Annotated in this window: 27 protein-coding genes and 2 pseudogenes; 13 read left to right on the top strand and 16 right to left on the bottom strand. The window is 45.0% G+C overall.

The genetic code is table 11. The features are described from left to right. Positions 1–802 precede the first annotated feature (802 nt). Together DW085_RS03730 and DW085_RS03725 are read left to right on the top strand one after the other, a co-directional pair. Positions 803–1,105: a LysM peptidoglycan-binding domain-containing protein gene (locus DW085_RS03730; RefSeq protein ID WP_022359414.1), complete on the top strand. Its 303-nt coding sequence runs from the start codon at positions 803–805 to the stop codon at positions 1,103–1,105. 183 nt (positions 1,106–1,288) lie between these two features. Continuing rightward, on the top strand, positions 1,289–3,538 hold the full coding sequence (locus DW085_RS03725) for an alpha-galactosidase (protein ID WP_118491403.1): 2,250 nt from the start codon (positions 1,289–1,291) through the stop codon (positions 3,536–3,538). Positions 3,539–3,747: 209 nt separating this feature from the next. On the opposite strand, the gene DW085_RS03720 is transcribed toward DW085_RS03725, so the two are convergent. The 4 genes from DW085_RS03720 to cobI are packed head-to-tail and all read right to left on the bottom strand — an operon-like array spanning position 3,748 to position 6,589. Further along, on the bottom strand, positions 3,748–4,299 hold the full coding sequence (locus DW085_RS03720) for a hypothetical protein (protein WP_118491401.1): 552 nt from the start codon (positions 4,297–4,299) through the stop codon (positions 3,748–3,750). A gap of 25 nt (positions 4,300–4,324) precedes the next feature. Then, positions 4,325–5,068, bottom strand: coding sequence for an ABC transporter permease (locus DW085_RS03715; RefSeq protein WP_243021941.1), 744 nt, complete (start codon positions 5,066–5,068; stop codon positions 4,325–4,327). Further along, a complete protein-coding gene (locus tag DW085_RS03710; protein ID WP_118491399.1) occupies positions 5,059–5,901 on the bottom strand; it encodes an ABC transporter ATP-binding protein in 843 nt (280 codons plus the stop codon). The genes DW085_RS03715 and DW085_RS03710 overlap by 10 nt, the downstream gene beginning before the upstream one ends. After that, the gene (gene cobI / locus DW085_RS03705) at positions 5,894–6,589 is read right to left on the bottom strand and encodes a precorrin-2 C(20)-methyltransferase (protein ID WP_333523582.1); all 696 of its coding nucleotides are present in this window, start codon (positions 6,587–6,589) and stop codon (positions 5,894–5,896) included. Before cobI ends, DW085_RS03710 begins: the two co-directional genes overlap by 8 nt. Positions 6,590–7,031: 442 nt before the next feature. Between cobI and DW085_RS03700 the strand changes: the two genes are divergently transcribed. From DW085_RS03700 to DW085_RS03685, 4 genes are read left to right on the top strand one after another with little or no spacing between them, the layout of a single operon-like run. Then, complete coding sequence (locus DW085_RS03700) at positions 7,032–7,220, top strand: hypothetical protein (RefSeq protein ID WP_333523581.1); 189 nt, start codon at positions 7,032–7,034, stop codon at positions 7,218–7,220. A gap of 27 nt (positions 7,221–7,247) precedes the next feature. Continuing rightward, the gene (locus tag DW085_RS03695; protein ID WP_118491397.1) at positions 7,248–8,048 is read left to right on the top strand and encodes a PfkB family carbohydrate kinase; all 801 of its coding nucleotides are present in this window, start codon (positions 7,248–7,250) and stop codon (positions 8,046–8,048) included. Positions 8,049–8,081: 33 nt separating this feature from the next. Further along, the gene (locus tag DW085_RS03690) at positions 8,082–8,948 is read left to right on the top strand and encodes an amidohydrolase family protein (RefSeq protein WP_106999877.1); all 867 of its coding nucleotides are present in this window, start codon (positions 8,082–8,084) and stop codon (positions 8,946–8,948) included. Next, positions 8,938–9,369: a secondary thiamine-phosphate synthase enzyme YjbQ gene (locus tag DW085_RS03685; protein WP_106999876.1), complete on the top strand. Its 432-nt coding sequence runs from the start codon at positions 8,938–8,940 to the stop codon at positions 9,367–9,369. Before DW085_RS03690 ends, DW085_RS03685 begins: the two co-directional genes overlap by 11 nt. A gap of 366 nt (positions 9,370–9,735) precedes the next feature. Here the strand turns inward: DW085_RS03685 and DW085_RS03680 are convergent, their stop codons facing one another. Continuing rightward, a complete protein-coding gene (locus DW085_RS03680; RefSeq protein ID WP_333489807.1) occupies positions 9,736–9,894 on the bottom strand; it encodes a helix-turn-helix domain-containing protein in 159 nt (52 codons plus the stop codon). A gap of 11 nt (positions 9,895–9,905) precedes the next feature. On the opposite strand from DW085_RS03680, the pseudogene DW085_RS03675 reads away from it, so the two are divergent. The 7 genes and pseudogenes from DW085_RS03675 to DW085_RS03635 form a co-directional block, all read left to right on the top strand. Then, positions 9,906–10,016: pseudogene (locus DW085_RS03675) on the top strand (AraC family transcriptional regulator); the annotation flags it as partial. Next, positions 9,992–10,213 carry a hypothetical protein gene (locus DW085_RS03670; RefSeq protein WP_118491395.1) on the top strand — a complete coding sequence of 74 codons (222 nt, stop codon included), beginning with the start codon at positions 9,992–9,994 and terminating at the stop codon, positions 10,211–10,213. The pseudogene DW085_RS03675 and the gene DW085_RS03670, both read left to right, overlap by 25 nt. 119 nt (positions 10,214–10,332) lie before the next feature. Then, the gene (locus DW085_RS03665) at positions 10,333–10,935 is read left to right on the top strand and encodes a Type 1 glutamine amidotransferase-like domain-containing protein (RefSeq protein WP_007888235.1); all 603 of its coding nucleotides are present in this window, start codon (positions 10,333–10,335) and stop codon (positions 10,933–10,935) included. 288 nt (positions 10,936–11,223) lie between these two features. Further along, on the top strand, positions 11,224–11,595 hold the full coding sequence (locus DW085_RS03655) for a DUF2500 domain-containing protein (RefSeq protein WP_118293988.1): 372 nt from the start codon (positions 11,224–11,226) through the stop codon (positions 11,593–11,595). 539 nt (positions 11,596–12,134) lie between these two features. After that, positions 12,135–12,419: an Ada metal-binding domain-containing protein gene (locus tag DW085_RS03645; RefSeq protein ID WP_106999871.1), complete on the top strand. Its 285-nt coding sequence runs from the start codon at positions 12,135–12,137 to the stop codon at positions 12,417–12,419. A 172-nt stretch (positions 12,420–12,591) separates the two neighbouring features. Then, on the top strand, positions 12,592–12,882 hold the full coding sequence (locus DW085_RS03640) for a DUF4491 family protein (protein ID WP_015552777.1): 291 nt from the start codon (positions 12,592–12,594) through the stop codon (positions 12,880–12,882). A 277-nt stretch (positions 12,883–13,159) separates the two neighbouring features. After that, positions 13,160–13,522 (top strand): helix-turn-helix transcriptional regulator, encoded by a 363-nt coding sequence (locus tag DW085_RS03635; protein ID WP_106999869.1) that lies wholly within the window; start codon positions 13,160–13,162, stop codon positions 13,520–13,522. Between the two features lie 252 nt (positions 13,523–13,774). Here DW085_RS03635 and DW085_RS03630 read toward each other — a convergent pair whose 3' ends face one another. From DW085_RS03630 to DW085_RS03580, 11 genes and pseudogenes are all read right to left on the bottom strand, one after another. Beyond that, complete coding sequence (locus tag DW085_RS03630) at positions 13,775–14,830, bottom strand: tyrosine-type recombinase/integrase (RefSeq protein ID WP_022358642.1); 1,056 nt, start codon at positions 14,828–14,830, stop codon at positions 13,775–13,777. Between the two features lies 1 nt (position 14,831). After that, positions 14,832–15,670, bottom strand: a pseudogene (locus tag DW085_RS03625) (tRNA 2-thiocytidine biosynthesis TtcA family protein). Positions 15,671–16,003: 333 nt separating this feature from the next. Then, positions 16,004–17,860 (bottom strand): NlpC/P60 family protein, encoded by a 1,857-nt coding sequence (locus DW085_RS03620; protein WP_118491391.1) that lies wholly within the window; start codon positions 17,858–17,860, stop codon positions 16,004–16,006. A gap of 144 nt (positions 17,861–18,004) precedes the next feature. Then, complete coding sequence (locus tag DW085_RS03615; protein ID WP_022358645.1) at positions 18,005–18,652, bottom strand: cytidylate kinase-like family protein; 648 nt, start codon at positions 18,650–18,652, stop codon at positions 18,005–18,007. A 161-nt stretch (positions 18,653–18,813) separates the two neighbouring features. Continuing rightward, positions 18,814–19,737, bottom strand: a complete 924-nt coding sequence (locus DW085_RS03610; RefSeq protein ID WP_118491389.1) for an RluA family pseudouridine synthase — start codon at positions 19,735–19,737, stop codon at positions 18,814–18,816. Then, positions 19,734–20,258: a signal peptidase II gene (gene lspA / locus DW085_RS03605; protein WP_118491387.1), complete on the bottom strand. Its 525-nt coding sequence runs from the start codon at positions 20,256–20,258 to the stop codon at positions 19,734–19,736. The genes DW085_RS03610 and lspA overlap by 4 nt, the downstream gene beginning before the upstream one ends. A 22-nt stretch (positions 20,259–20,280) precedes the next feature. After that, the gene (aroB, locus tag DW085_RS03600; protein ID WP_118491385.1) at positions 20,281–21,390 is read right to left on the bottom strand and encodes a 3-dehydroquinate synthase; all 1,110 of its coding nucleotides are present in this window, start codon (positions 21,388–21,390) and stop codon (positions 20,281–20,283) included. 21 nt (positions 21,391–21,411) lie between these two features. After that, a complete protein-coding gene (locus DW085_RS03595) occupies positions 21,412–22,170 on the bottom strand; it encodes a YlmH/Sll1252 family protein (protein WP_022358649.1) in 759 nt (252 codons plus the stop codon). Positions 22,171–22,319: 149 nt separating this feature from the next. After that, entirely contained in the window at positions 22,320–22,829 is a 510-nt protein-coding gene (locus tag DW085_RS03590) for a cell division protein SepF (RefSeq protein ID WP_118491383.1), read from the bottom strand. Positions 22,830–22,833: 4 nt separating this feature from the next. Next, positions 22,834–23,532, bottom strand: coding sequence for a YggS family pyridoxal phosphate-dependent enzyme (locus DW085_RS03585; protein WP_106999861.1), 699 nt, complete (start codon positions 23,530–23,532; stop codon positions 22,834–22,836). A 41-nt stretch (positions 23,533–23,573) separates the two neighbouring features. Further along, entirely contained in the window at positions 23,574–24,977 is a 1,404-nt protein-coding gene (locus DW085_RS03580) for an HlyD family efflux transporter periplasmic adaptor subunit (protein ID WP_118491381.1), read from the bottom strand. Positions 24,978–25,014 lie beyond the last annotated feature (37 nt).

Genomic DNA, 25,014 nt, shown 5'->3' with positions numbered 1-25,014 from the left:
TTATTTAATACCCTGACATTCTTGCTGCGAGATGGTAACTGTTCATATTCATGTAGACAGTTACGCGAGATAATACTCTGCTTATCAAACTGATTTCAAAGAAGTGCTTTGCAAAGATCATGCGCCAAGTCTTATAACGTTCGATTTAAACTGAAATTTCAAATTGCGTCATACTTTATTTTATGTATATAGATTATCATGAAACCACAAGGGCGTCAATCTGATTCTGTGGTATGTTATATATATGTTATACATGATTATTGTTATACATAGATTATGATTTTGATAGTAAAAATAGGAATGAAACTATCAACTATTCGTGAAAGGATGCTTTCGCGAATAGTTTCATCGACTTTTGTGGTTATATTTGCCAGAAATAGCAGCGCAGTTTTGTGCAATATGTATGATTCCCTATAAAAATCTATATACCTAAAGTATTTAGATTTTTATAGGGAGCAGGTGTCTGCTGCTTACGAGCAAAGCTGCGTTTTCTTACGGCGCTTTTGAAACCGAAAGTACCGTAAGAAAAGGTGGTGGCAACAGAAATTTGCCGTATTTAAATGCGAAGCCACGGAAAATTTCGTTACTGGGCACGTATGCATGAACATTAGCAAGCTGCGAACAAATGTTTGCGTTTTTCTTTCAAAACCATTGACAAACATTTGTTCGCATCGTATAATGTAGCTATACAGAACAAATGTTCCTGACATTTTTATAATATTCAAATCTCTTCTCATTCTTTAAGAACAGATTTGAATACAAAAAGACGATTCCAACAAAACACGAGAGGAGAAGATTGCAAATGTATACGTTGAAAAAAGGTGTTATGGTTTTAGCTGTTGTTTTCATCATGCTGCTTTCGGGCTTTTTTGGACGGAGTCTGATGTATGTGATGGCTGAGGAAGAAGCAGATACTAGACCGGAAAAGTACTATACCAGTATTCATCTGAAAGATGGAGATACGCTCTGGAGCATTGCTCAGACATATTGTGCAGATTCGGAGGAGTCAGTTGAAGAGTATGTACGGGAGCTGCGCCAGATGAACAGTCTTTCGGATGACCATATTGACGCAGGGCATTACCTGACCATTCGTTATTATAAATAAATCGTTACCGTTCACATACACGTACACACAACCGATAACAGAGACAGAATCAAATTTATAGAATTTTCCATATTCCTGTCCGTAGTCTGTTCATTTAATCTATTTTCTGGTAGAATAAAGTTTAGCAAGCAGTCTATATCTGATTAAATGACAAGCGACAGATGAACAGGAGGAAATAAGGATATGAGTATTGTATATCACGAATCATCGAAGATATTTCATTTATATAACCAGACCATCAGCTATATCATGATGGTTCTTCCAAACGGACATATGGGACAGCTGTATTATGGGAAAAAGATTCGTGACAAGGAAGATTTCTCATACCTTCTTGAATTAGCTCCCAGAGACATGGCATCTTATCTCTATGAAAACGATCGCACCTTTTCACTTGGACATATTAAGCTGGAGTACGGTACTTACGGAAGCGGTGATTACCGGCATCCGGCAGTAGAGATTCTCCAGAATGATGGAAGTACCTATTCAGATTTTCAATTTACTGGATATCAGGTTACATCCGGAAAGCCAAAACTGCCAGGACTTCCTGCTACTTATACTGAACAGGACGGGGAAGCTGAAACTCTTATTATTACGTTAAAAGATACCCATACTAATCTGGAGCTGCATCTTTTATATACAATATTTGTCGAGGGCGGTGTCATTGCCCGAAGTGCTTCTATTTCCAATCAGGGAGACATTTCTATACAGGTTCAGACCGCGATGAGTCTTTGCCTGGATCTTCCTGACCACGATTATGAGTGGATGCAGTTTTCTGGGGCATGGGCGAGAGAGCGCGCGCTCCACACACGCAGGCTTGAGTATGGCATTCAGGCGATTGACAGCACCCGGGGACATTCTTCCCATGAGCAGAATCCGTTCATTATTTTAAAACGCCCTTCGGCTGACGAATTTCAGGGAGAAGCCATTGGCTGCAGCTTGATTTACAGCGGTAATTTTCTGGCTCAGGCAGAAGTGGAGTCACATGGAACCACCCGTCTTATGATAGGAATTAATCCGTTTGGCTTTAGCTGGGAGCTGAACCCTGGTGAAACCTTCCAGACTCCGGAGGCAGTGCTTGTTTACTCCTCTCAGGGACTTAACGACATGAGCCAGACTTTTCACCGGCTGTACCGGCGCCGACTGGCAAGGGGGTACTGGCGTGATCGCGAGCGCCCAATCCTGATCAATAACTGGGAGGCAACTTACTTCAATTTTACCGAAGAGAAACTTCTACAGCTGGCTTCCAGAGCGCAGAAATGCGGCATAGAGCTGTTTGTTTTAGATGACGGCTGGTTTGGTGCCAGAAGCAGCTCAAAAGCCGGACTGGGAGACTGGGAGGCAAACCGCGACCGTCTGCCAAACGGTCTTTCCGGACTGGCACAGAAGATAGAAGCGCTCGGCATGAAGTTTGGTCTCTGGATCGAACCGGAGATGGTAAATGCCGATTCCGATTTATTCCGCACGCATCCTGATTGGATCCTTCAGGTTCCAGGGCGAACGCCTTGTCACGGACGTTACCAGTATGTATTGGATTTTTCCCGGCAGGAGATCCTTGATTACATCTATGAAAAGATTGCATCGATTCTGGAAGGCGCCTCCATTTCCTATATCAAGTGGGATATGAACCGAAGTCTCAGTGATGTATGGAGCAGAGGAGTTTCCGCCAGACAGCAGGGAGAAGTATTTCACCGCTACATTCTGGGTGTTTATCAAATGTATGAGCGGCTGACAACACGCTTTCCGGACATTCTGTTCGAATCGTGCGCCAGCGGCGGAGCGCGTTTTGATGCAGGTATGCTGTATTACGCACCGCAGGGATGGATCAGTGATGATACAGATGCGATTGAACGCCTGCGGATTCAATACGGTACTTCTTATGGTTACCCGATCAGCTCGATGGGATCCCATGTATCTGCTTCTCCGAATCATCAGCTTCATCGTCAGACACCGCTTTGGACACGTGCCAATACCGCGTTCTTCGGAACTTTCGGCTATGAACTGGATCTGGCACAGCTCGGAGAAGATGAGCTATCTGAATTAAAAATTCAGACCGCCTTTATGAAACAGCACCGGTCCCTGATTCAGTATGGTACTTTTTACAGACTTTCCAGTCCGTTTGAAAACAATATCACTGCCTGGATGGCAGTCAGTGAGGACCGCACAGAAGCCCTGGTCGGCTGGTACCGGACACTGAATGTCGCCAATGGTCCGTTTACGCGGCTATATTTACAGGGACTGGAAGAATCCGATCTTTACATTGTTACGGAATATACAGAAGGACATGAAAGTGCCGTAAGCACCCACTATGGCGACGAACTGATGAATTTAGGACTGATTACCAGTGACGCCTCTTCCGGACAGTATATGGATGGTAGAAGAGAGAGCTGCGACTTTGATTCTCGCCTGTTTTATGTACAAAAGCAGGCTGAATAATAAATAAGATAAAAGCATTAAAAAGGGATTCTCCCGAAGCTGGTTTTCAAAGAAGAATCCCTGTAACTGTTCAGTAGGTCTGCGCATTTACTGCGCTGACCGTACGAAAACATGGGTCAGCAGGCAAAAATCCCATTGCCGTAGGCAATTTTTAATGGATTTTTGCGCGTGACTGTGAAGGTACTGAACAGTTACGAATCCCTTTTAATTTAAATCCGGCGTTTCCCCGTATAATCCCGCTTCCGGCGTTCATTTACGATATGATTCAGAATCCCGCCACCGATAATAATAACGGCTGCCATCATCAGCACACGTTTCGCCCCTTCCTGCGGAAGTGTGCTCTTAGACGCAATCGACGTAGTATTGAATTGAAGGGTATATTCGATTTCATGAGGCGTTCCCATCGCCAGTGTATCCGCCCTGACTGTAAGTTCTTTTGTCAGATCCAAAACAGGGATCGTAAAATGAGAATTTGCGTCCTTGGCACTTTCATTCTCGTATTTTCTATTATCTACCACCATGTAATCATAATTGGAACTGCTCCATGTGATGGATATGTATGCCGTTCCATCTGTCACCGTCAGAAGAGCAGGACTTTGGATCGAAGCCTTTCCGCTTCCTCCGGTCATCGTTACCTCGATGGCATATTCACCATCCTCCAGGGAAAGCAGCGTTCCAGCACCTGCCTGCGCCGTCAACGTCCACCGGCTGCTAAATAAGATACAAATGATTCCCAGAAGAATGAAACCTATTTTTTTCATAGACAGAAAACTCCTTATCCTGTGTTTATAAATTCTTTTTCTTATACAGAAACCAGGACGCAGCAACCGAAAAACACGCCAGATACAGAAGCAGGATCCCAATCGTTGTATAAGAAAATGCCTCATGATTGGCGATGCTGCGAAGCGCCGCACTGGTCTGCGATAACGGCAGATATTCAATCACCTGGCGCAGACCATCCGGCATACTCCGGGCTGAAAAGAATGTATTGCACAGATATGCCATCGGCATAATCACGTAATTCGAAAAGCGCGGCACATCGGCATGGTTTTTGGCATAAAAAGATACCACAACTCCAATTGTGGAAAACACAGATCCGTTTAAAAACATTAGAAGGAACGACCAGCCGTTAAAACAGAGCCCCGTTCCGATCGGCAAAATCAGAAGAATAATCACGGCTCCCGCATATAATCCCCGGAGACTTCCGCCGATGATCTGTCCCGCGATGAACTGCCACAGCGGGGTAGGAGAGATGATGACCTGGTCAAATGCTTTTTCGTACAATCTCTGGACGTTTAAATTCTGGGCGATAGCATTGAAACTGCCGTTCATGGTCGTCAGGGCAACCACTCCTGGAATCAGAAAGTTCAGATACGATTGTCCGTGCGACATGGTCTGGATTCCAAGACCAAACACCAGAATATATAAAAGAGGGGCAATCATGGCAGCCAGCGTGATTTTATAAAAATCCCGCCGGAATTCTACCCATTTTTCCCATAACACAGTAAGAATACCCATTTTTACCGGCATTCCAGCTGCTGCCCGATTGTTTCCAGAAATACATCTTCCAATGTCGTACTGCGAAGCGCTGTTTCCTGTTCTGACGCGGACAAATACTGAATTGCCTCCTCCTTTCCATGAAAATAGTGTGATTTCAGCCCATCTGGTGAAGTCTCATCAACCGCATACCGCCCCAGCGTCTCTATCATATGCCCCGGAGCATCTGTTTCCTCCAGACGTCCACCGCACATAAAGCCGACACGGTCACAAAGTGTTTCTGCTTCCTCCATATAATGCGTTGTCAGAAGAATGGTAAGCTTTTGCTGATTCAGCTTTTTCAGAAGATTCCACATCTGACGGCGGGCAAATGCATCCATCCCTGCAGTCGGTTCATCCAGAAGAAGGATTTCCGGTTCTGTTAAAAGTGCCCGGCAGACCATCAGCTTCCGCTTCATGCCTCCGGAAAGCTTTCGGACGGTTCTCTTCCGATAATCGATCAACCCGCAGAATTCCAGCAATTCCTCTGACCGCTCCCGAATCTTTTTGATCGGCATATAATAAAGACGTCCCTGATATTCCATAATCTCGTTCATCGTCATATCCTGACGCATCGAGTATTCCTGCGTAACGACACTGAGTTTTTGTTTCAGCTGATTTTTCTGACGGGTCAGCAGCTCTCCGTTGATCCAGATTTCACCCGAAGTCGGAAGCAGGAGAGTGGAGAGCATTCCGATGGTGGTCGTTTTTCCGGCACCATTCGGTCCCAAAAGCCCAAAGAACTCGCCTGTCTCAATTTTCAGGTTCAGATCCTCGACCGCCAGAAAATGATCGTATTTTTTGGTCAGATGCTTTAATTCAATCATGGTTCCCTTCCTTCACGACAATAATCGAATAATAACTTGCCCGATCTGGAATTTCATCGATTTTATGATAAATATGCTCCTCTGGCATACCACAATTTTCGATCATGGTACCTGTCATATGCTTTTCTTTCAGGGTCGCCTTGACAAGCGGCATCTTGGAAGCTGCTTTCATCAGAACCTTGGTACCTGGAAGTTCCAGCGCCGCCTCAATATCATAAGTGGACGGAATAATATGAAGCTGTTCTGAGCGGTCGACAAGACTGTCCTGAAGCTTGGCGCTGACCGCGCAGAAGGACGGAATGCCATTGATGATTTCAGTTGCATAACCATGTGCTTTTACAATCCGATGGATATAAATATAGGTACTGTAAATCGTCGGATCTCCGAGCGTGAGGCAGGCAACATCCTTCCCCTGTTCCAGCTGCTCTATAATCTGATCCGAGGCAGCCTGGTATGCTGCATTTAAAACAGCTTTATCTTTTGTCATCGGAGTAGTGAGGTTTAAGCATTCCTTTTCATCCAGATTTTCCACGATCCCGCTGGCAATTTTATAGGAAACTGCATTTTCCTTTCCATCCGCCGGTACCGCAATCACCGGGCACTTCTGAATCGTGTCAACTGCCAGATACGTCATGAGCCGCGGATCGCCCGGACCTACTCCTACGCCATATAAGGTTCCTTTTATCATAAACATTTCCTTTCTGTGAAAACTGTGAGAAATTCAAGTGTTCAACTTTTAAAATTTTTGTACGATGCCTTTTTTGCTTTTTTAATAAAGTACGAAATTAGCCTTTTTCAAAAGTAAAAAATTTTGTACTTTATAGTTAGTGGTTAATAAATGGCTTAGATACAAGGATTATAGCATAAAGTACAAAAATTTCAAAATGCACTTTATTTCAGAATGTACTTTATTTCGAAACAGAATAAAGTACATTTTCAAATCGCTTCATTTGAAAAAGGAATGATGCAGACATGTTGAGCGCAGGCTCAATGTGGCTGCATTTTTTTCTTGTTTTTTTATAAAATCCTATTGACAAAATGATTCAGAAACACTAATATGATAATATAACATTATATAATGATATATAATCAATCGATTGAAGAGGAGTTCGACTAAAGGAGCTAAGGAAATGAAGGTAATAGGGATTGGGGACAATGTATGTGATAAGTACATCCATTTAAAAACCATGTTTCCTGGGGGGCAGGCGCTGAATTTTGCAGCGTATGCCGGAATGCTTGGAGCAGATGCCGCATATTATTTTAATCCGTTTGAATATGATAAGAAAAATGTACGGAATTTAAAAATGTATATGCAGTGACGAAGATAAACAGAGGGAGGAGCAGTTATGCGGTTTGCAGCGGTAGGATTCACCTGTATTGATGTATACAAAAACTTAAATATCAGTTACCCGACAGGCAATGGAATCGATCTGATGTTTAATCTGATGGATTTGGTTCCCGAGCTTGTGCCGTCCGTGGTGACGGCGATTGGAGATGATGCCTATGGACAGTCTATGCTGGAAGCGTGTCAGAAAAGGAAGGTAGATACCGGACATGTTACCATTGTTCCCGGGGGACAGACGGCAGTGATAGAGATGCTGTTAAATGGCAGAGACCGGGTGCATCACAGGGCGGAAAAAGGAGTCATGATTCCATATCAGCCAACGGGAGAGGATATGGATTTTATCCGGACACAGGATTACATTCATACCGATCTTTCGTGGAATGTGACAGGATTGCTGAAGGACATGAGAAGCAAGGGAACGAAGATCTATTTTGATTTTTCCAAGCGGTATCGGCATGAGGATGTTCCGACCATTCTAAAAAATATCAATTATGGTATTTTTTCATTTGAAGAGGAGACCGAGGAGGTAAGAGAGCTTTTGCGGATGGGCTGTTCCATGGGAGCCGAGGTGCTGCTTGCCACGTTTGGGGAAGGAGGCTCTCTGGCTTTTGACGGAACAGAGTTTTATCGACAGCCGTGCATACCGGCACCGAAGCTGGTGAATACCGTAGGCGCGGGAGATTCCTATGGCGCCGGCTTTATGAGCGGAGTTCTTCGGGGCAGAAGCATACCGGAATGTATGCTTTCCGGCGCGAAAAAGGCTGCTGAGATTGTTAGTATATTTGAACCTTATCATGTGTAAAGGAAGCTTTGGAGAGAAAGGAGTTGTCGTTTCGTGATTATTGATGTACATGTACACCCGGTATTATTTGGTCCGATCTGTACAGATTCGGACAGGGTGAATTTCAGAAAGAAGGCGTTTGGCCTGTACAAATCATCTCCTGTGCCCATGGAGCAGGTCATGGCCGTGATGGATCATGCCGGAGTGGATCGGGCGGTAATTCTTGCGGAAGATTATTCTGCATCGATGGGACAGCCGATTGTGTCAAACGAAGAAGTAAAGAGGATCGTAGAATTGTTTCCGGAACGCTTTATCGGCTTTGCCAGTGTCGATCCGCGAGAGGAATGTGCGGCAGAAAAACTGAAGGACGCGTTTGAAAAGCTGAATTTGATGGGTCTGAAGCTGAATTTATCCCATTTAAATATGTATCCGGATGACAGACGGTTAAAACCGTTATTAGATCTGTGCACAAAGTATGACAAGTCGGTGCTGTTTCACAGCGGCTTCAGCTGGGAACCGGATTCCCCGTCAAAATATACACGTCCGATTTTGTTTGAAGATATCGCCGTGGAATATCCGACGCTTCGGTTCTGCCTGTCGCATCTGGGATGGCCCTGGGTGGATGAGCTGTGCATGCTGTTGTTAAAGTATCCCAATGTTTATACAGATACGGCGACGGTATTTATGGACAGCCCCAAAAACTATTATGAACAGATTTTCTTGAAAAATATGGCTCCGGGATGGCTGCAGAATAATCTGATGGATAAAGTGATGTACGGATCCAACCTCCCCAGATTTCGCCAGGTCAGAACAAAGGACGGTCTGGAAAAACTGAATCTTCGTCCGGATGTGCTGAAAAAAATCCTGGGAGAGAATGCGGAAGTGTTTCTGGGAATGAAAGGAAGAGGCTATGATTATTAAATCTTATACGCATGAAATTGCCAGCAGACAGGAATTTGAAATGGTAAAAATCACAGATCAGGTGCAAAAGGACGTGGCTGCCAGCGGAATCACAGCAGGAGTTGTTTTTGTCATATCCATGCACACGACTACGGCGATTATGATAAATGAAAGCCTTCCCTGTGTGGAAAAGGACATTGAACTGACGCTGGAACGGTTGATACCAACAGACGGAGATTACGTGCATACCCATATGCTCCCAAGCTATGGAACCTGCAGCGGAAATGCCCCGGGACATTTGAAGTCAATGCTTTGCGGAAATCATTGTGTGCTTCCGGTAATAGATGGAAAAACAGCGGGCGGAAGTGCCCAGGATATTTATTTTGTGGAGTTCGATGGACTGAAGATAAGAAAATATACGGTTCAGATCATGGGAGAATAACCTGATTTTTCCTGTAACAGAGAATAGCGCCTTGCTTTGCCAAAGTGAGGCGCTATTCTTCTGTATCGAATTCGATGCCAGTGTGTGCACACGATTATAAGTGCTCACCAAAGCAACGGATTCTTTATCAAAAACGAAACATGGATGCTTGTACTTTCTGTAAAGGTTTGCGAAGAAAGGAACGGCATTATATTTGACTAAGAGAAGGTCACTTTACATCCCTCAAAATGGGTAAAGTGACCTTTTTATATTATCTTTTATTTAAGGGGAATCATGTATTAGAAGCAACTTGTGATAAGAAAACTAGGAATGTAACATTTTTAATCCTCTTTTTAAATAAATTGGATTTTTATAATATTATGGTTTTCAGAACTTATTTCTTATCTTTTGGTATTCTCTAGGTGAATATCCTTTTAGCTTGTGGAAGAGTCGGCTGAAATAAAGCTGGTTATCATACCCGACAATCTTAGAAATCTCATTGATGGAATAAGTTGTTGTTTCAAGTAAAATCTGAGCATTGGTGATTCGGATTCCTACTGGATAGTGGATTTGAAAGTCAAAGAACGTTTAACCGAACATTTAAAGAAAGATACAAAATATCGCCGAGTGACTATCGGAGTAAATGCGTGAAAGATATGTTGTTATAAACGGTTCTATTAATGGAAAAGAGCTTTCTGTATCCACAAAGAAAAATCCGGAACGGAAGTTGCAGACGGAAAGCCATACCGTTATAGGAAAAGCAGCCGGAGACTTCCAGAACCAACAGAAGATCCAGAAAAATGATCGTGAACAGAGGCTGGCAGGAATCTACTACAACCGAGGAAGAAATGCAGGAGAAGATTAAACGGATGCCGGTTACAGAAGCAAGCCGAATGGCAGTGTACTAAAATTTGGTGGATGTAACTGAAGAAAAAATATGATATAATGTGAGTAACAAGTCGGGATTTATAAAGGAGAATATTGATGAAACTATTTTTATGTTCGCACTTTTCAAGTGTAGGAAGTCTGATAAAGGAAGAAATTGAAAATAAGAAAGTCGCATTTATTCCAACAGCTTCACTGCGTGAAGGCTACACCGGTTATGTCGGCTCGGCTCGAAAATTATTCAAAAAGTTGGGAGCAATCGTAACTGAAATTGATATTTCAACGGAGGCTTATTCAACGATACAGTCTGTTTTTGAAGAAGCAGATGTGATATATTTTACCGGCGGAAATTCTTTCTTTCTTATGGACCAGCTCCGTAAAACGGGAACTGATGGACTGCTGAAAAAGGAATTGGCAAATGGAAAATTGATGATCGGCGAGTCGGCAGGCGCAATTATATGCGCTCCAAGCATCCAATATATCGAGCAAATGGATGAAAAGCCGGAGGACTACTCACAAGAAGATGATGCAGGGATTGATTTGATTGATTTCTATGTTCTTCCGCATTATCTTACAGCACCATTTAAGAAAGTTACCGAGAAAATAATGACTGAGTTTTCGGATTTGAATCTATGCCCAATTAACAACCGTCAGGGAATTGTAATTGATGGTGAAGATTCAAAGGTTATTTGCAAAGACTAATTTGAAAATTCCAGTTTGCCGATGCTAAAAGGTTAAAACAGAATATCGCGGAGACGATGGACTATACGATTTATTAAAATATATTATCTATGCGAGTTTCTACATAATTGTGATTAAAACGGGTATGGATTTCTATGGGTATAAGCGCTTTCCGAAACTATACGAATCGTATTCTGCACCGTGGTATACAGAAGCATTACTGTATATCGCTGCCTCGCTTTTCGTGATTGTCGTATGTTTTGTGCTCAGAGTAATCATTGGACGAAAGATGAAGAAGAGGTGAGCTATATGTTTATGCTGTTTGAGTTTATGTTTCCGATTATCTTCATAATGGTTTTTGGCATGATCATCTTCCAGTTTGTGACAGGAATCGGAACATGGCATAAAAACAATCAGTCACCGCGTTTGTCGGTGAGTGCAACCATCGTCGCAAAGCGTGAAAATATCACACATCATAGCCATGCAAATGCGGGTGACCTGTCTGGAACTCATGGCTACCATTCGACTTCAAGTACCAGCTACTATGTCACGTTTCAGGTAGAGAGCGGTGACCGGATGGAACTGTCGGTTTCTGGCAGAGAATATGGAATGCTGGCGGAAGGCGACATTGGGAAACTTACGTTTCAGGGAACGAGATATCTGTCATTTGAGCGCGTGTGATTCTGGAGGTGATAGTGTGAAAGGAAGTAGACGAGGAGGTGATTTTAAGAAAAAGTTTATGTCAATTCAAGTTAACGAATCCAGAATTAATGTCGCGATGGTCTTCTAATAATGAAGAACCAATGTCACATTATTTAAATAATTCATGTTACCGAGCACTCTGGAAATGCCCTGATTGTGGTGGCGAATATATAAGTTCTATTCGAGATATGGCAACGGGAAACGTGGATTGTGTGTATTGTTCAATGAAAGAAGTTCTTCCGGGTGTTAATTCCTTTTCCGTATTGCATCCGGATTTAATGAATGAGTGGAACCATTTGGATAACTATTTGTTATGTGATCCTGATCAGATTTTGGATAATTGCATAACACCTGTTTGTTGGACATGCCCAGTGTGTGCACACGATTATAAGTGCTCACCAAAGCAACGGATTCTTTATCAAAAACGAAACATGGATGCTTGTACTTTCTGTAAAGGTTTGCGAAGAAAGGAACGGCATTATATTTGACTAAGAGAAGGTCACTTTACATCCCTCAAAATGGGTAAAGTGACCTTTAACATCAATTATGCGACGGGGGACAGCTCGGCTTCTGGAACAAACAAGACGGCAGAAACAGAGCAGGCCACACAGGCTGTTACGCAGGCAGCTTCTCAGCAGACCAGCACGGAATCCTATATCCTCAATACCAATACAAAGAAATTTCATCGGCCGTCCTGTTCGTCGGTCAAACAGATGAAGGAGAGCAATAAAAAATCCTCATCAGAGAGTAGGGATGCGCTGATTGCTGCAGGTTATGATCCGTGTAAAAAATGCAATCCGTAAAAATGTGTCAGATATTTAAAAAATATGGAAGAGGAAGGTTGTAGTTCTATATTGCAATACTTCTTCTTTGCGCATATTGGATATGCTGTTGAGGGCGACTGTTGCACGCAGAAGATAAGTTGCGCCGGTCTGCGATAATGTGCTGTTTGTATAAGGAAAAGGACAAGGAGTTATGATGAATTTTAGTGGGATATTGATTGGTGTGCTTACCTTTTTTCTGATTGGATTGTTCCATCCTATTGTTATATATGCGGAGTATTACTTTGGAAGCCGCTGTTGGCCGGTATTTTTGCTGGTGGGCATTTTGTGTATGATTCTATCCGTAAGAATGCAGGAAATACTTTGGTCGGTTTCCCTGGGTGTCTTGGGCGTCAGTTGCTTTTGGAGCATTAAGGAACTGAAAGAACAGGAAAAAAGAGTGGCAAAAGGATGGTTCCCGAAGCGGAAGGTGGATAAGCACTAAAGAAGAAAGCGGGGAGATGAGAAGATGGCGGTATGGAGATTACAGGTGAATACTGGAGGAGCGAACGTTGCGGATTATTGCTTGCAAAACCATGTTGCAGCACTTTGGGCTGGCAAGGTACTTGCTATGGAACGTTTACGAAATGAGAGATAGAGCGTATGGAAATAATCTATACGTTGTCAACGCACCATAGCGTTTACTATACGTTCTATTTTTTGCCTTTTTAAGAAAAGTGATTAAAAAACTATTGACAATTTGTTACTGGGAGAGATAGAGAGTGCGTTTTGATGAACTTTTTGAAATGAGAAAACTGACAGGAATAAAATTAAAGGACTACATCAGTGGCAATGGATTCTCTAAGGTATCGTTCTGCAAAAAGACAGAAATTTCTCGACCTACTTTAGATAAAATTTTAAATGGCGAGATAGATAGTAAAAGCTCATTCGATAAGCATTTGAATAAAATTTTTACCAGTTTGGGCATTGGCCCGGATACTTTGATGGAATTTTCAACGAAAACGCAAAGCGTAGATGCGATGTACTCGCAAAAGGCTCTGATAAATTATCAAATGAATGATAAGGCAAAGATGGAGTATGATCTGTTGCAGGATATTTTAAACCTTTGCAGTGTTTATTATTAGAGGCAGAAGGCTATGAGTGAACAAACTACAGCAGCCAACTTAGACGAAGTTATTGAGACACAGATGAAGCAGAGTGCGAGTGCTTGAACTAGGAAAACCGATGGCATAGACTATAAGCAGTCGAGGTCATCGGTTTTTACTTGGCAAATATGAATTTTGAACTTTATTTTAGCAAAATACTATTTTCACTTTACACGGAAATAAAGTACGAAATTAGCCTTTTTTACCTAAAAATTTTTTTACTTTTTGCCTTTACTCTTTTTCTCTCAGCTGCACCTTATTCCTTGCACTTCGCCGCCGTTCATCCTCCAGCGCCGCATAATGCTTCTTCGTCGTATTGACATCACTGTGTCCCAAAACATCTGCGACGAGGTAAATATCGCCGGTTTCACGGTACAGATTCGTGCCGTAGGTGCTGCGGAGTTTATGTGGCGTGATCTTTTTTAGCGGTGTGACGAGCTGTGCGTATTTTTTGACCATTTTTTCCACGCTGCGTACGTTAATGCGCTTACGCTGCATGGAGAGGAAGAGTGCTTCTTCGCTGCCTTCCTCTGGGACAATATGTTCACGCTCGCTGAGATAGTCCTGAAGCGCATATTCTACCTCGGCACCAAAATATACGATGACTTCCTTTCCGCCTTTTCGATGAATCCTAAGACCACCGTTTCGGAAATCAACATCGTTGATATTCAGTCCGACACATTCTGATACACGAAGCCCCGTACCAAGCAGAAGCGTCATCATCGCCAGATCTCGCAGCTTGGTCTTTGCATGGTAGGCTTTCTGTTTTTCGGTCAGACATTCGCCATCCTCAACCTCATCCAGGAAACGCGCCACCTCGTCAACATCGAGGCGTATAATTTCTTTTTCATGAATCTTGGGAAGCTGCAGAAGAGAAGCGGGATTATTCTGAATCCGCTCGGTCCGGTAAAAATAGTTGTAAAAGCTTTTGACCGTCGATACTTTCCGCATGATACCCCGCTCTGTATTCATCAGATCCTCACGTTTTTCGGTCGAATAACATTTCAGATACTCCATATATTCTTCCAGATCCATCAATTTGATTTCATCCAGAAGAGAGAGCGGCAAATCGCGCAGCTTCTTTGATTTAAGCTCTGGATTTGCTTGTTTCAGGAAATCAAAAAATGTCTTTAAATCATAGGCATACGCAAGCCGGGTGCGCGCTGATGTACGAGGTTCAATGCCGCGGAAGAAATCGGTACAGAACGGTGGCAGCTCTTTCAGAATGCCTCGGATTCGTTTTGTGTTTTCGATGTCTTCCTGTTCGTGGTAGGAGAGTGCAGCCATATCACAATTCCTCCTTTGGTGATGATGAAAGGTCCGAATGTATCAAATTTTTCAGGTGTCGATCGGTCCGTTCCGGCCATCCGGGATTGTTTCCATCAATAATCGCATGGAAAAAGCGATCTTTTACCCCCGGTGAATCATGGTTGAGTTTCTTTGTTAATTGCTTCACATACTCGCGTTTTGTTTTTCCATCTACCGGACATGGATTTTTACAGACTGGAAGATGGTATTTGTTTTTAAATCCGATCACATCGGCTTCCTGGACATACATCAGCGGGCGGATCAGAGTCAATCCCGTTTTGTCCAGATGGGTTTTCGGCGAGAAGGAATAGAAACGTCCCTCATAAATCAGGGATAAAAGCATGGTTTCGATCAGGTCGTCGCGGTGATGTGCATAGGCGATTTTATTACAGCCAAGTTTCAGTGCCGCTTCATTTAAAGCGCCTTTTCGCATCTTGGCACAGAGCGCACATGGATTGGATTCCTGACGGGTTTCAAAGAGAATCTTGCCGATTTCCGTCGGGACGACCGTGTAGGGCACGTTTAATTCATCACAAAGCTCCTGAACCGGTTTTAAATCAAATGCAGCCGCATCCGATGAAAGCGTCGGCGACAACCGGTTCGAAACCTCCGGAGAAAGTGCCTGAAAGCCCAGATCAACTGTAATAGCACAAAGTTCAAATGGTTCCGGGTAAAACCGGCGAAGCCCTGTAAAGCATATAAAAGTGTCAGGCTGTCTTTACCGCCAGAAATACCGATAGCTATTTTATCGCCGGATTGAATCAGACGATAGTCATCAACCGCCTGGCGGGTTAAACTTAGAAGACGTTGAAGTTTCATGAGAACATCCTTTCAAATATAACGAATGAATAGTTTAGCAAATAGATTAAGTGCATACACATATTTATATTTCAAACTATTCGATAAAGTAGGCTTTCACGAATAGTTATGTCCATCTTCCTATCATACCATGTTTCCCTTTATTTGTAAATAAATCTTTTTACGAATTATTCAATATCGTATTTCAGCATAAAAACAAACCTAAACACAAAATGGATGGATGCCGCCTTTACCATTTACCAGCAAACACTCCAGCAAAAAACAAAGGCAACATCCATCCAGCTCAAAATCCCTTATGACTAATTCATATTCATTTTATTCTTTATTCACTTCTTAATCCAAAAACGCCCGGTAATACGGCCAGACCGCATGAACCTTTCCGACCGTTACATTGCTTGCACTGCCGGATTCATGTACGCCCAGTATGGTTCCGTCTGCGTTCCAGCCTAAAAACATTACAACGTGCGAATCACCGCCAAGCTGGACAAGCAAGTCGCCCGGCCGAAGCTCTGCGCTGTTGATCGCCCGTCCTGTCCGCACAATCTCGTAGGTGCTGGCGGCACCCATTCTATTGCCAAGCGCGGTCCAGTATACCCAGTTGACCCATCCAGAACAGTCAAGCCCTGACAAAATCCGTCCCTTGTAATCCGGGCTTGTCACGCTGGCAAAATGATTGCCGGAAAGTCCTGCTGTACTCGGTTTTCCTCCATAATAATATGGAATCTTGCCAACGGAATTGAGCGCGCATGTGATAACGGCACGCCGCTCCGGTGATAAATCCTCTGGAAGTAAATCCAGGTAAGATGCAATTTCTGCCGGTGTCAGCGGATTCCCGAGTGCAAACTCTGAACTGGCAAGCCCGTACATTCCCTGCCAATCCTGAGCAGCGAGTGTCTGGGCGGCTGTCTGTTTTTCTTCCGTCCAACCCTGCCAGTTCCCGACAGCCTGATTTCCCGTTCCATCGAGTGCAAACAGATTATGCTTCTCTTTCAGACCGGTTGTCTTAACGGTAATGGTCAGATCAACATGTCCCGGGCAATATTTTCCGTTTTCATTTAATGTAACTGCCGCAGCGCTCTCCGCACTGAACGTCGCCTCTGACGGGGACGCAGCCGCTTTTGATTCGGCTGCCTGCTCCTGTGTGGAAGCCCCCGGTCCCTGTGCCGGTTTGACATAATTATTTGCTGTGGATGCCGCCTCGCTCTCCGTTAACGGCTCCTCTGCCGCTGTCTGACTGTCTCCTGCGCCCTGGGCATCTAAAGCCTCCGAGGATGCCTCTCCTGCTGCACTGCCGCTCTCCACATCGTCATCTGCTGTTTCCTCTGTTGCCGGCTCGTCCGGCAGTTCTGTACAGCCCTCACAGTAATACACATTGCTAATGCTCACGTGGTACTGGTGGGAACTGGTCCAGAGCTGATTGATATAGGTATTGAACAGGTCTGTATTTTTCCAGTCAAGGCTGTATGTATATACATTTGCCATGGACAAAATATCGGTCGCATTGGATGCGAGGGACGTCGGCCTTCCGTCTCCGTCGCATATCTGGAAACGGATATTTTTCCAAGTTGGAACTACCCAGCTCGCCGGATCCTGCGCGTTATGCTCTGGATTGGAGGGATCATAGCTGCCGAGTACCTGTGCAGCTGGCAGCCCCATTTTCTGGGAAGCCGTAAGCGGTGTCGTCTGGATCCACCCGTAGATCTCCGATATCCACTGTGCATCCCGCGTTCCAAGCGCTTCGTACATCTTCGCGCCCCAGGTATCTTCTGTCCCCATACTCCGGAATCGTTTTGCAAGTTTATACCATGGAAGAGACTCAAATGCCGCCAATGGATCAGACAGATCAACAGCGCTCTCTTCCGTCCGGAGCGCCATCAGGTTATACTCCGTTTCCGACGGAACATATTCTTCTGAGTCTGCCCCCAGACCATTTAAAAATCGGGATGCCATGTGAATCGGGTGTACCATTTTCTTCATCAGACGGTCGCAGAAGGATTCGTCTGTATCATTTTGTGTCTCCTGGTCTAAAATTCCATCTGCAATCACAACTTTATCAGCAGGCACACCGACTGATAAATCCACCTCCGGGCGCACTGCTTCGGCAATCCCGCACAATAAAATACCCGATGCCGCCATGAGCGCCATTCGGATTATATAAGAATGTCTTTCTTTCATCATCATTTTCTTCATGTATCTACATTCAAAATCTTAAGTAACTATTTTGTTTTTATACCCCAACGCAATCTCATCTTCAAAACATCCAGGCGCAAAAAACCGGTGCGTCCTTTCTGATTCTTCACCAGAAATTCAAACACACCGGTTTTAATTATACTTTTATGCGTTCTCGTTTATCTTAAGAAATTCTTGTTTCTTTTTGGCGAATTCCTTAATAATTTCTACGGCACCGTCGATGCCTACAACACTGCTGTTGATGCAGAGGTTATAGCTCTTGGAGCTGCCCCAGCGTTTGCTGGAATAATAGTTATAATAACCAGAACGCTGCTTATCGGTCTTGATCATCACATCTTTTGCCTTATCGCGGGTAATATTGTGACGTTTCATCAATTCCTGAATCTTCACTTCCTCATCTGCACAGATGAAAACAGACACTACGTTCGGATAATCTGCCAGCGCATAGTCCGCACACCGTCCTACAATGACACAGGATTCTTCATCTGCCAGTTTCTTGATCGTGTCAAACTGTGCCAGGAAAATCTTGTGGTTGATCGGCATATCCATATAAGCCGATGTATTATAACCCATCGAATAGGTGTCCATTACCAGTGAATATAAGAAGCTGTTGGTTGGTTTCTCATCATGCGTCTTAAAAAGCTCTTCACAGAGACCGCTGTTCTTCGCTGCCAGTGCAAGAAGCTCTTTATCATAGCACTTGATTCCCAATGATTCCGCCAGTTTTCGTCCAATCGCTCTTCCGGAGCTGCCGCATTCGCGACCGATTGTAATTACTAAATTTTTTTTCATGTCTCCCTCAACTCCTTTCAAGTTCTGCCTTTATTATAACATAAGCTATCTGAAAAGTCATCATTTTTTCGGAATAAAAGGTATTTATTAGCGACACAGAAATAAACTATCTGAAAAGAATGTGTATACGAATCGGAACGATCTTACTATTCATGTCACTTTTACTTTCCAGCTTTTTTCCGCAGCTTCTCCAGCAGTTCTTCAAAATACGCTGGCAGCGGCGCAGAAAACTCCACATACTCCCCGGTCCGCGGATGGATAAAGCCTAAGACTCCCGCATGCAGGGTCTGCCCTTCCAGTGAAAATGGCTGCCGCGCCGGACCGTACACCTCATCGCCCAGAAGCGGATGACCGATGCTTGCCATATGGACGCGGATCTGGTGTGTGCGTCCCGTCTCCAGGCGGCATTCGATAAATGTATACGCCCCGAAGCGTTCCAGTACGCGGTAATGCGTGATCGCATCGCGCCCCTGTTTGGAGTGGATGCTCATTTTCTTACGATCCGTCGGATGACGCCCGATCGGTGCATGGACAGTACCCTCATCCTCGCGCAGATTGCCAAATACGATGGCATAATACACGCGGGTGATCGAATGCACCTTGAGCTGTTCTGCGAGAGAATTGTGGGCGAAATCATTCTTGCACACCACCAGCACGCCGGTTGTGTTCATATCGATCCGATGGACGATCCCAGGGCGCATGACTCCGTTGATGCCGGAGAGCTGATCCTTGCAATGGTACATCAGCGCATTGACCAGAGTCCCCGTATAATGCCCTGCCGCCGGATGGACAACCATCCCCTTCGGCTTATTGACTAAAATTATATCCGAATCTTCATACAAAATGTCCAACGGGATATTTTCCGCCTCGATCGCCGCCTCCTCCGGTTTTGGAACTTCAAAGGCGATAGTTTCCCCACCATTTACCTTGAAACTGCTTTTAACCGCTTTTCCGTCTGCTGTAACGCTGCTCTCTTTCAGAAGTTTCTGCAAAAAGGAACGGGACAGATCCGGGCAGGCGTCCGCCAGAAATTTATCGATGCGGGTTCCAGCCGCCTCTTCTGGAACCAGATATTCCTGCATCATCGTCCCGACTCCTTTTTCGCACCTTTAAAAGAAAGGAATTCCAGTTCCTCATCCGAATAGAAGAAGAAAAACAGAAGGATCAGCGAGAACGTCGCGATCACCACATAGCAATCTGCCACATTAAAAATCGGAAAATCAATCAGCTTAAAATACAGGAAATCCACCACATATTTCTGCGTCAGACGGTCGATCATATTGCCAACTGCGCCTGATACGAGCAGAAACAAGCTGCACATCAGCGGCAGATACCGTCTCCCTGCCGGCATCCGGTAAACCGCCCACAACACCGCCAGAATGACTGCCGCTGCAATCAGGAAGAAGAATCCCTGCCGTCCCTGCAGCATTCCAAAAGCAGCGCCACGGTTTTCAGAATAATAAAATTCAAACACACCTTTAATGAGCACAACTGGCTTCTGCCCTTTCAGATGGACAACTGCCAGATGTTTTGTAAACTGATCCAGTCCGATGCTGACTCCCAGCCCGATAAAAAAGATAAAGAACTGTCGTAATTTCGTGTTCATGCACCTGATTCCTTTCCTGCTATTATACCAGCACCTGATCGAGTGCCTGTTTCATCTCGTCCTCGGTTACCGTGCGATCCACGTAGGCATCGCCGATGGAATGAATAAGAATAAATTTGATGATGCCGGAATCCATCTTCTTGTCGTTCTTGGACGCTGCCACAATCGCATCTTTTTCAAGCCCGGATACCTGCGTACCGATATGGAATTCTCCCAGTGCTTCTTTGAAGCGGTTTGTTTCCTCCGGTTTGATCATGCCGCGGTTTTCCGACAGTTTCATCGCTGCCAGCGCGCCGAGTGCCACGCATTCACCGTGCAGAAGTTCAAAGTTTTTCAGCTTCTCGATCGCGTGTCCCAGCGTATGACCAAAGTTTAAAAGCATACGGTCGCCTTTTTCGGTCGGATCCTTCTCTACCACAGCACGCTTGATCTCATTGCTCCAGGCCACTGTCTTGCGGAGTGCCTCCGGTTTTCTCGCCCAGATATCTGCCGCATTTTCAAGCAGCCACTCATAATATGCCGCATCCTTGATCAGACCATGTTTGATAACCTCTCCCATACCAGCGGAAAACTGGTTGTCCGGAAGTGTCTGAAGCGTATTGATATTGGTAAATACCAGCTTCGGCATATGAAACGCGCCAACCATATTTTTGTACGCGTCAAAATCAACGCCCGTCTTGCCGCCAATGCTGCTATCCACCTGGGAAAGAAGCGTCGTCGGAATCTGCATGAAGGCAACGCCGCGCAGATAGGTCGCCGCCGCGAATCCGCAGAGATCGCCCACAACTCCGCCGCCGAGTGCTGCCAGCATATCGTTGCGGTCAAAATGGTTCAAAATCAGGGTTTCATATAAATCCCGGACGGTGTCGAGGTTTTTGTGCTCCTCTCCCGCCGGAAATACAAACGAAATTACCGTCTTGCAGCACGGCGCCAGGAGTTCTTTTACCTCATTCAGATATAATTTTTCTACGTTCGAATCCGTCACGATGCAGAGACGGCGGTTTGAAATGGAGAGTTTTTCGATTTCACCCGGAAGTGCCGAAAAATCTTCGGTCATCACAATATCATAGATCGGCTTCTCGTCCAGGTGAACGGTTACGCGATTCATTTTCTCATTCTTTACAGCTGTCATTGGTTTTCAGTCCTTTCTTTTTTATACATATTTATCCGCATAAACATACAGACGTCCCTTTTTCGACAATCCCCCGCTCCCGGCAAAGCGGAATTTTCCCATGCCGCGCACAGATACAATCTCGCCCTCTTTAAGCTGCACCGCCGGGGAAGTCACCTGTTTCCCGTCAATAAACACCTTTTCGCCCTCAATGAGCGGCAGTATCTTCGTGCGGGAGGATGAAAATACCATCGCGATCACACTGTCAAGACGCGGTGATGCAACGCTTCCACTCACGCGCTCCATCTTCGGTGTGATCGGCTCCGTCGCGTCCGCCCTGCGGCAGATCACGGAGGTGTGGCGCACCATCGTGAGTTCCTGGCAGAGATAATCCGCCATCTTTTCCTGGCAGAAGACGCAGCAGCCATTTTCCTTCATCAGAATATCCCCAATGCAGCTGCGCTCAATCCCCAGGTTCATGAGCGCCCCGAGATAATCCCGGTGCGTCAGCGCCTCACTGTAACGCAGGTTTGCCGGAATGACCTCCAACACGGCGATCGGAAGTCCAAACTCCTCATCGTCATACGAAGCCAGAAAACAAAGAAGTTTGCGCTCTGCGCCCTCAAAGCCGCCCGTCAGGCAAGTCCGCACCGGCGGCAGCGTCTTCTCGATCGAGTGAAAGATCGTCTGTTCATTTAACGACAAAAAGCCGGTACTTGTCTGTATATCGCGCTGATAACAGAGTCCGGCCAGTTCTATCATTCTCTTTTTTAAAAGCTGTTCTTCTTTTTCCTGCAGCATCGCGTGTTTCTACTCCTGTTCGAAAGTGCTTATATAAAGTGTGCTCCTGCCCGAAAAGCCTGTATACAATCAGAAATCACACAAATTTCCGATTGTATAATAAATACTCCCAGGTTCAGATATATAGCGAACCTGGGAGTATATCAGTATCAGAAGTGGAGATTCATCCCGGAAACATTCACGGAACCGTCTGCTAAGAGTTCGGGAAAGTCGCCGGACAGCTCAACCGATGACGGTGTCGCAATAAAAATGTAATTGGAAATCTTCTGGAGATTTCCATCCATCGAATAGGTCGCGCCACAGGTGAAATCAATGATACGCTGTGCAACCTCCATGTGGATTCCTTCCATATTTAAAACAACAGCTTTTCCAGCCAGCAGGTAATCGCAAATCTCTCTCGTATCCTCCATGGAAGTAGGTTTGATCAGAGATACTTCCATGCTGCGGCGCATCTGCACTACCTTGCTGTTAGAGGAACGTGGCAGAAAACGCGGCTTAGATTCCTCCTCGTGGCGGTAATCATCCATCTCTTCGTCCCTCTTGCCGAAAGAACGCTTCTTAATCACCGGTTTTTCTTCTTCGTAATCTTCCTCATCGAAGTAATCGTCATCATTCTCTGTGAGACGCATTGTATCCATTAATTTGTTCAGAATACTCATAACCCTATTTCTCTCCTATCTTTGCCCTGGTTCCAAAAATGCCCGTACCGACTCTTACCATAGTTGCACCTTCTTCAATCGCTGTCTGATAGTCTCCGGTCATTCCCATCGAAAGGACATTCATAGTAACATTATCAATGTTTTTCCGTTTCATGTCAACATATAATTCATATAATTTTTTAAAAACACCACGATTTTCTTCCGAATTCTCTACAAATGGTGCAATCGTCATAAGTCCCTGTATGTGGACATGCGGGTACTTTGCAATTTCGCGTGCCGCTTCCTCGACTTCTTCCGGGGCAAAACCAAATTTGGACTCTTCTCCGGCGACATTGACCTCCAGAAGAATAGAAACGTCCAGATCACGTTTGACCGCTTCTTTTTCGATCTGCTCTGCCAGTCCCACCGTATCGACGGAGTGAATCAGAACTGCCTTGTCAATTACCTGACGGACTTTATTTTTCTGTAAATGTCCAATCATATGCCAGCGGATATCAGACGGCAGCTGCGGTTCCTTCTCCAGAATCTCCTGCACCTTGTTTTCGCCGAAATCTCTGGCGCCGGCATCATATGCCTCTTGAAGCATCGGCACCGGCTTTGTCTTACTGACCGCGATCAGCGTGACATCCTCCACCTTCCGTCCGCTCCGCTCGCAGGCGTTCCGTATATTCTGACGTACTTCTTCTAACTGTTCCTGAACCATATGTGATACACCTTCCTTATCTCTATATTTTGGAAATATCATTACTGATATACGATCTGGCCATCCGATACGGTGCTGGCATCCAACACGATATGGTCATAAACCGATAATCCATATTTGGTTCCTTTTTCTACAATGTAATATTCACCGCTATTTGCAAGTTCTTTCACCTGCTTGAACACCGCGTATCCCTTATTAATATTGTAAGCACCTGTCAGCTTTGCCGTCGGTCCTACCTGGAAGCGCTCGTTTGAATCCGGCTTCACCAGATAATCGCCGCTCTTTAACAGCCCATCGTCGCTCTTCTCGACATAATAATACTCATCGGTCGAGCTGTAAATCTCCGGCGTGACAAATTCAATCGACGCCTTTCCGCCTTCGCCGTAAACTTCTTTATTGAAGCCAGCCTCATCTTCAGTAGCGTTGCCGCCCGTTGTCATATAGTCAACTGGAATGGTATAAAATTCCTTCTCCATCACCGATGATACCGGAATTTTAAGTCCCTGCGTTTCCTCGCTGGAGATCTCGAAGGTCATAAAACGCTCGGATTCAAACTGGATCATGTAACGGTCCAGATCCAGGCGTCCATACAGATTGCCATCGGAACCGGTAAACATCGAATAATTTCCCCGGAATTTCATATCACTTCCTAACGGCTCGATCGTCAGTGTATCTTGATCGGCAAACTGCTCTTTATCTTTGTCATCCATCTGAAACACGATACTCCAGTTCTCCGATGTGATGATCTTGTACACCGGCGTGCCCGCCTCGATCAGTTCCCCAGCTCGTCCCACCTGCCGCGTATATTGACTCCGGTCAAACGAATCCGCCGTCACCTCCTCCGGCGCGACCCCCTCAAAAGAATCGGTCACATAGGAAATAATACCCGGCTGGGGCGCCGATATCTGTTTGTAATTGATACCCTGTGCCTGAAGCTGTGCATCCATATCGCCCAGCGCATTGAAATTCATATACTCTGCAACCGAAGCCTGCAAAGAATATTTGGCGTCGTAGACGCTTTCAAAGCGCTGATCGTTGTAGGATAAACAGAACGAACTGAGTTGTTTCTTCAAATCAGCCAGATTTTCTGCTGACAGGGACATCCCAGAGGACTGATTTTCTTCCAAAAATTTCCCCAGCTCGCCGGTCTCATCTAGCGAATAGACGCGCGATCCAGCGCCTGCCCGCTTTCCCTCGCGCACATAATAGTTGACGTATCCGGTCTGCGGTGCATTTTCCACTGTCTCATCCCGAAACAGGATTCCGTTGTATTCTTTATTATTTACAATACTTCCCTCGACGACCTCATAAAACTGGACGTGATCCCGCCTGAGATATGTATAGACACTGAAAGAAAGATAGACGAAAATCATGGCAAAAATGATCATGCCTACATTGATATTCAATGGCTTTCTGTAGCGTACAATTTTCTTATTTTTGGCCATGCAGCTCTATCCTCCCTTTTCCCGATGTACTTCTCTG

It is taken from the genome of Clostridium sp. AF50-3, assembly GCF_003477445.1.
Classification (GTDB): Bacteria; Bacillota; Clostridia; order Lachnospirales; family Lachnospiraceae; genus Otoolea; species Otoolea fessa.
This window is presented reverse-complemented; position numbering and strand designations above follow the sequence as displayed.

Excerpts from the sequence above, each read along its gene's own strand:
- DW085_RS03730 (WP_022359414.1), top strand. The coding sequence starts at position 803 with ATGTATACGTTGAAAAAAGGTGTTATGGTTTTAGCTGTTGTTTTCATC.
- DW085_RS03725 (WP_118491403.1), top strand. The coding sequence starts at position 1,289 with ATGAGTATTGTATATCACGAATCATCGAAGATATTTCATTTATATAAC.
- DW085_RS03720 (WP_118491401.1), bottom strand. The coding sequence starts at position 4,299 with ATGAAAAAAATAGGTTTCATTCTTCTGGGAATCATTTGTATCTTATTT.
- DW085_RS03715 (WP_243021941.1), bottom strand. The coding sequence starts at position 5,068 with ATGCCGGTAAAAATGGGTATTCTTACTGTGTTATGGGAAAAATGGGTA.
- DW085_RS03710 (WP_118491399.1), bottom strand. The coding sequence starts at position 5,901 with ATGATTGAATTAAAGCATCTGACCAAAAAATACGATCATTTTCTGGCG.
- cobI (WP_333523582.1), bottom strand. The coding sequence starts at position 6,589 with ATGATAAAAGGAACCTTATATGGCGTAGGAGTAGGTCCGGGCGATCCG.
- DW085_RS03700 (WP_333523581.1), top strand. The coding sequence starts at position 7,032 with ATGAAGGTAATAGGGATTGGGGACAATGTATGTGATAAGTACATCCAT.
- DW085_RS03695 (WP_118491397.1), top strand. The coding sequence starts at position 7,248 with ATGCGGTTTGCAGCGGTAGGATTCACCTGTATTGATGTATACAAAAAC.
- DW085_RS03685 (WP_106999876.1), top strand. The coding sequence starts at position 8,938 with ATGATTATTAAATCTTATACGCATGAAATTGCCAGCAGACAGGAATTT.
- DW085_RS03670 (WP_118491395.1), top strand. The coding sequence starts at position 9,992 with ATGCGTGAAAGATATGTTGTTATAAACGGTTCTATTAATGGAAAAGAG.
- DW085_RS03665 (WP_007888235.1), top strand. The coding sequence starts at position 10,333 with ATGAAACTATTTTTATGTTCGCACTTTTCAAGTGTAGGAAGTCTGATA.
- DW085_RS03655 (WP_118293988.1), top strand. The coding sequence starts at position 11,224 with ATGTTTATGCTGTTTGAGTTTATGTTTCCGATTATCTTCATAATGGTT.
- DW085_RS03645 (WP_106999871.1), top strand. The coding sequence starts at position 12,135 with ATGGGTAAAGTGACCTTTAACATCAATTATGCGACGGGGGACAGCTCG.
- DW085_RS03640 (WP_015552777.1), top strand. The coding sequence starts at position 12,592 with ATGATGAATTTTAGTGGGATATTGATTGGTGTGCTTACCTTTTTTCTG.
- DW085_RS03630 (WP_022358642.1), bottom strand. The coding sequence starts at position 14,830 with ATGGCTGCACTCTCCTACCACGAACAGGAAGACATCGAAAACACAAAA.
- DW085_RS03620 (WP_118491391.1), bottom strand. The coding sequence starts at position 17,860 with ATGAAGAAAATGATGATGAAAGAAAGACATTCTTATATAATCCGAATG.
- DW085_RS03615 (WP_022358645.1), bottom strand. The coding sequence starts at position 18,652 with ATGAAAAAAAATTTAGTAATTACAATCGGTCGCGAATGCGGCAGCTCC.
- DW085_RS03610 (WP_118491389.1), bottom strand. The coding sequence starts at position 19,737 with ATGATGCAGGAATATCTGGTTCCAGAAGAGGCGGCTGGAACCCGCATC.
- lspA (WP_118491387.1), bottom strand. The coding sequence starts at position 20,258 with ATGAACACGAAATTACGACAGTTCTTTATCTTTTTTATCGGGCTGGGA.
- aroB (WP_118491385.1), bottom strand. The coding sequence starts at position 21,390 with ATGACAGCTGTAAAGAATGAGAAAATGAATCGCGTAACCGTTCACCTG.
- DW085_RS03595 (WP_022358649.1), bottom strand. The coding sequence starts at position 22,170 with ATGCTGCAGGAAAAAGAAGAACAGCTTTTAAAAAAGAGAATGATAGAA.
- DW085_RS03590 (WP_118491383.1), bottom strand. The coding sequence starts at position 22,829 with ATGAGTATTCTGAACAAATTAATGGATACAATGCGTCTCACAGAGAAT.
- DW085_RS03585 (WP_106999861.1), bottom strand. The coding sequence starts at position 23,532 with ATGGTTCAGGAACAGTTAGAAGAAGTACGTCAGAATATACGGAACGCC.
- DW085_RS03580 (WP_118491381.1), bottom strand. The coding sequence starts at position 24,977 with ATGGCCAAAAATAAGAAAATTGTACGCTACAGAAAGCCATTGAATATC.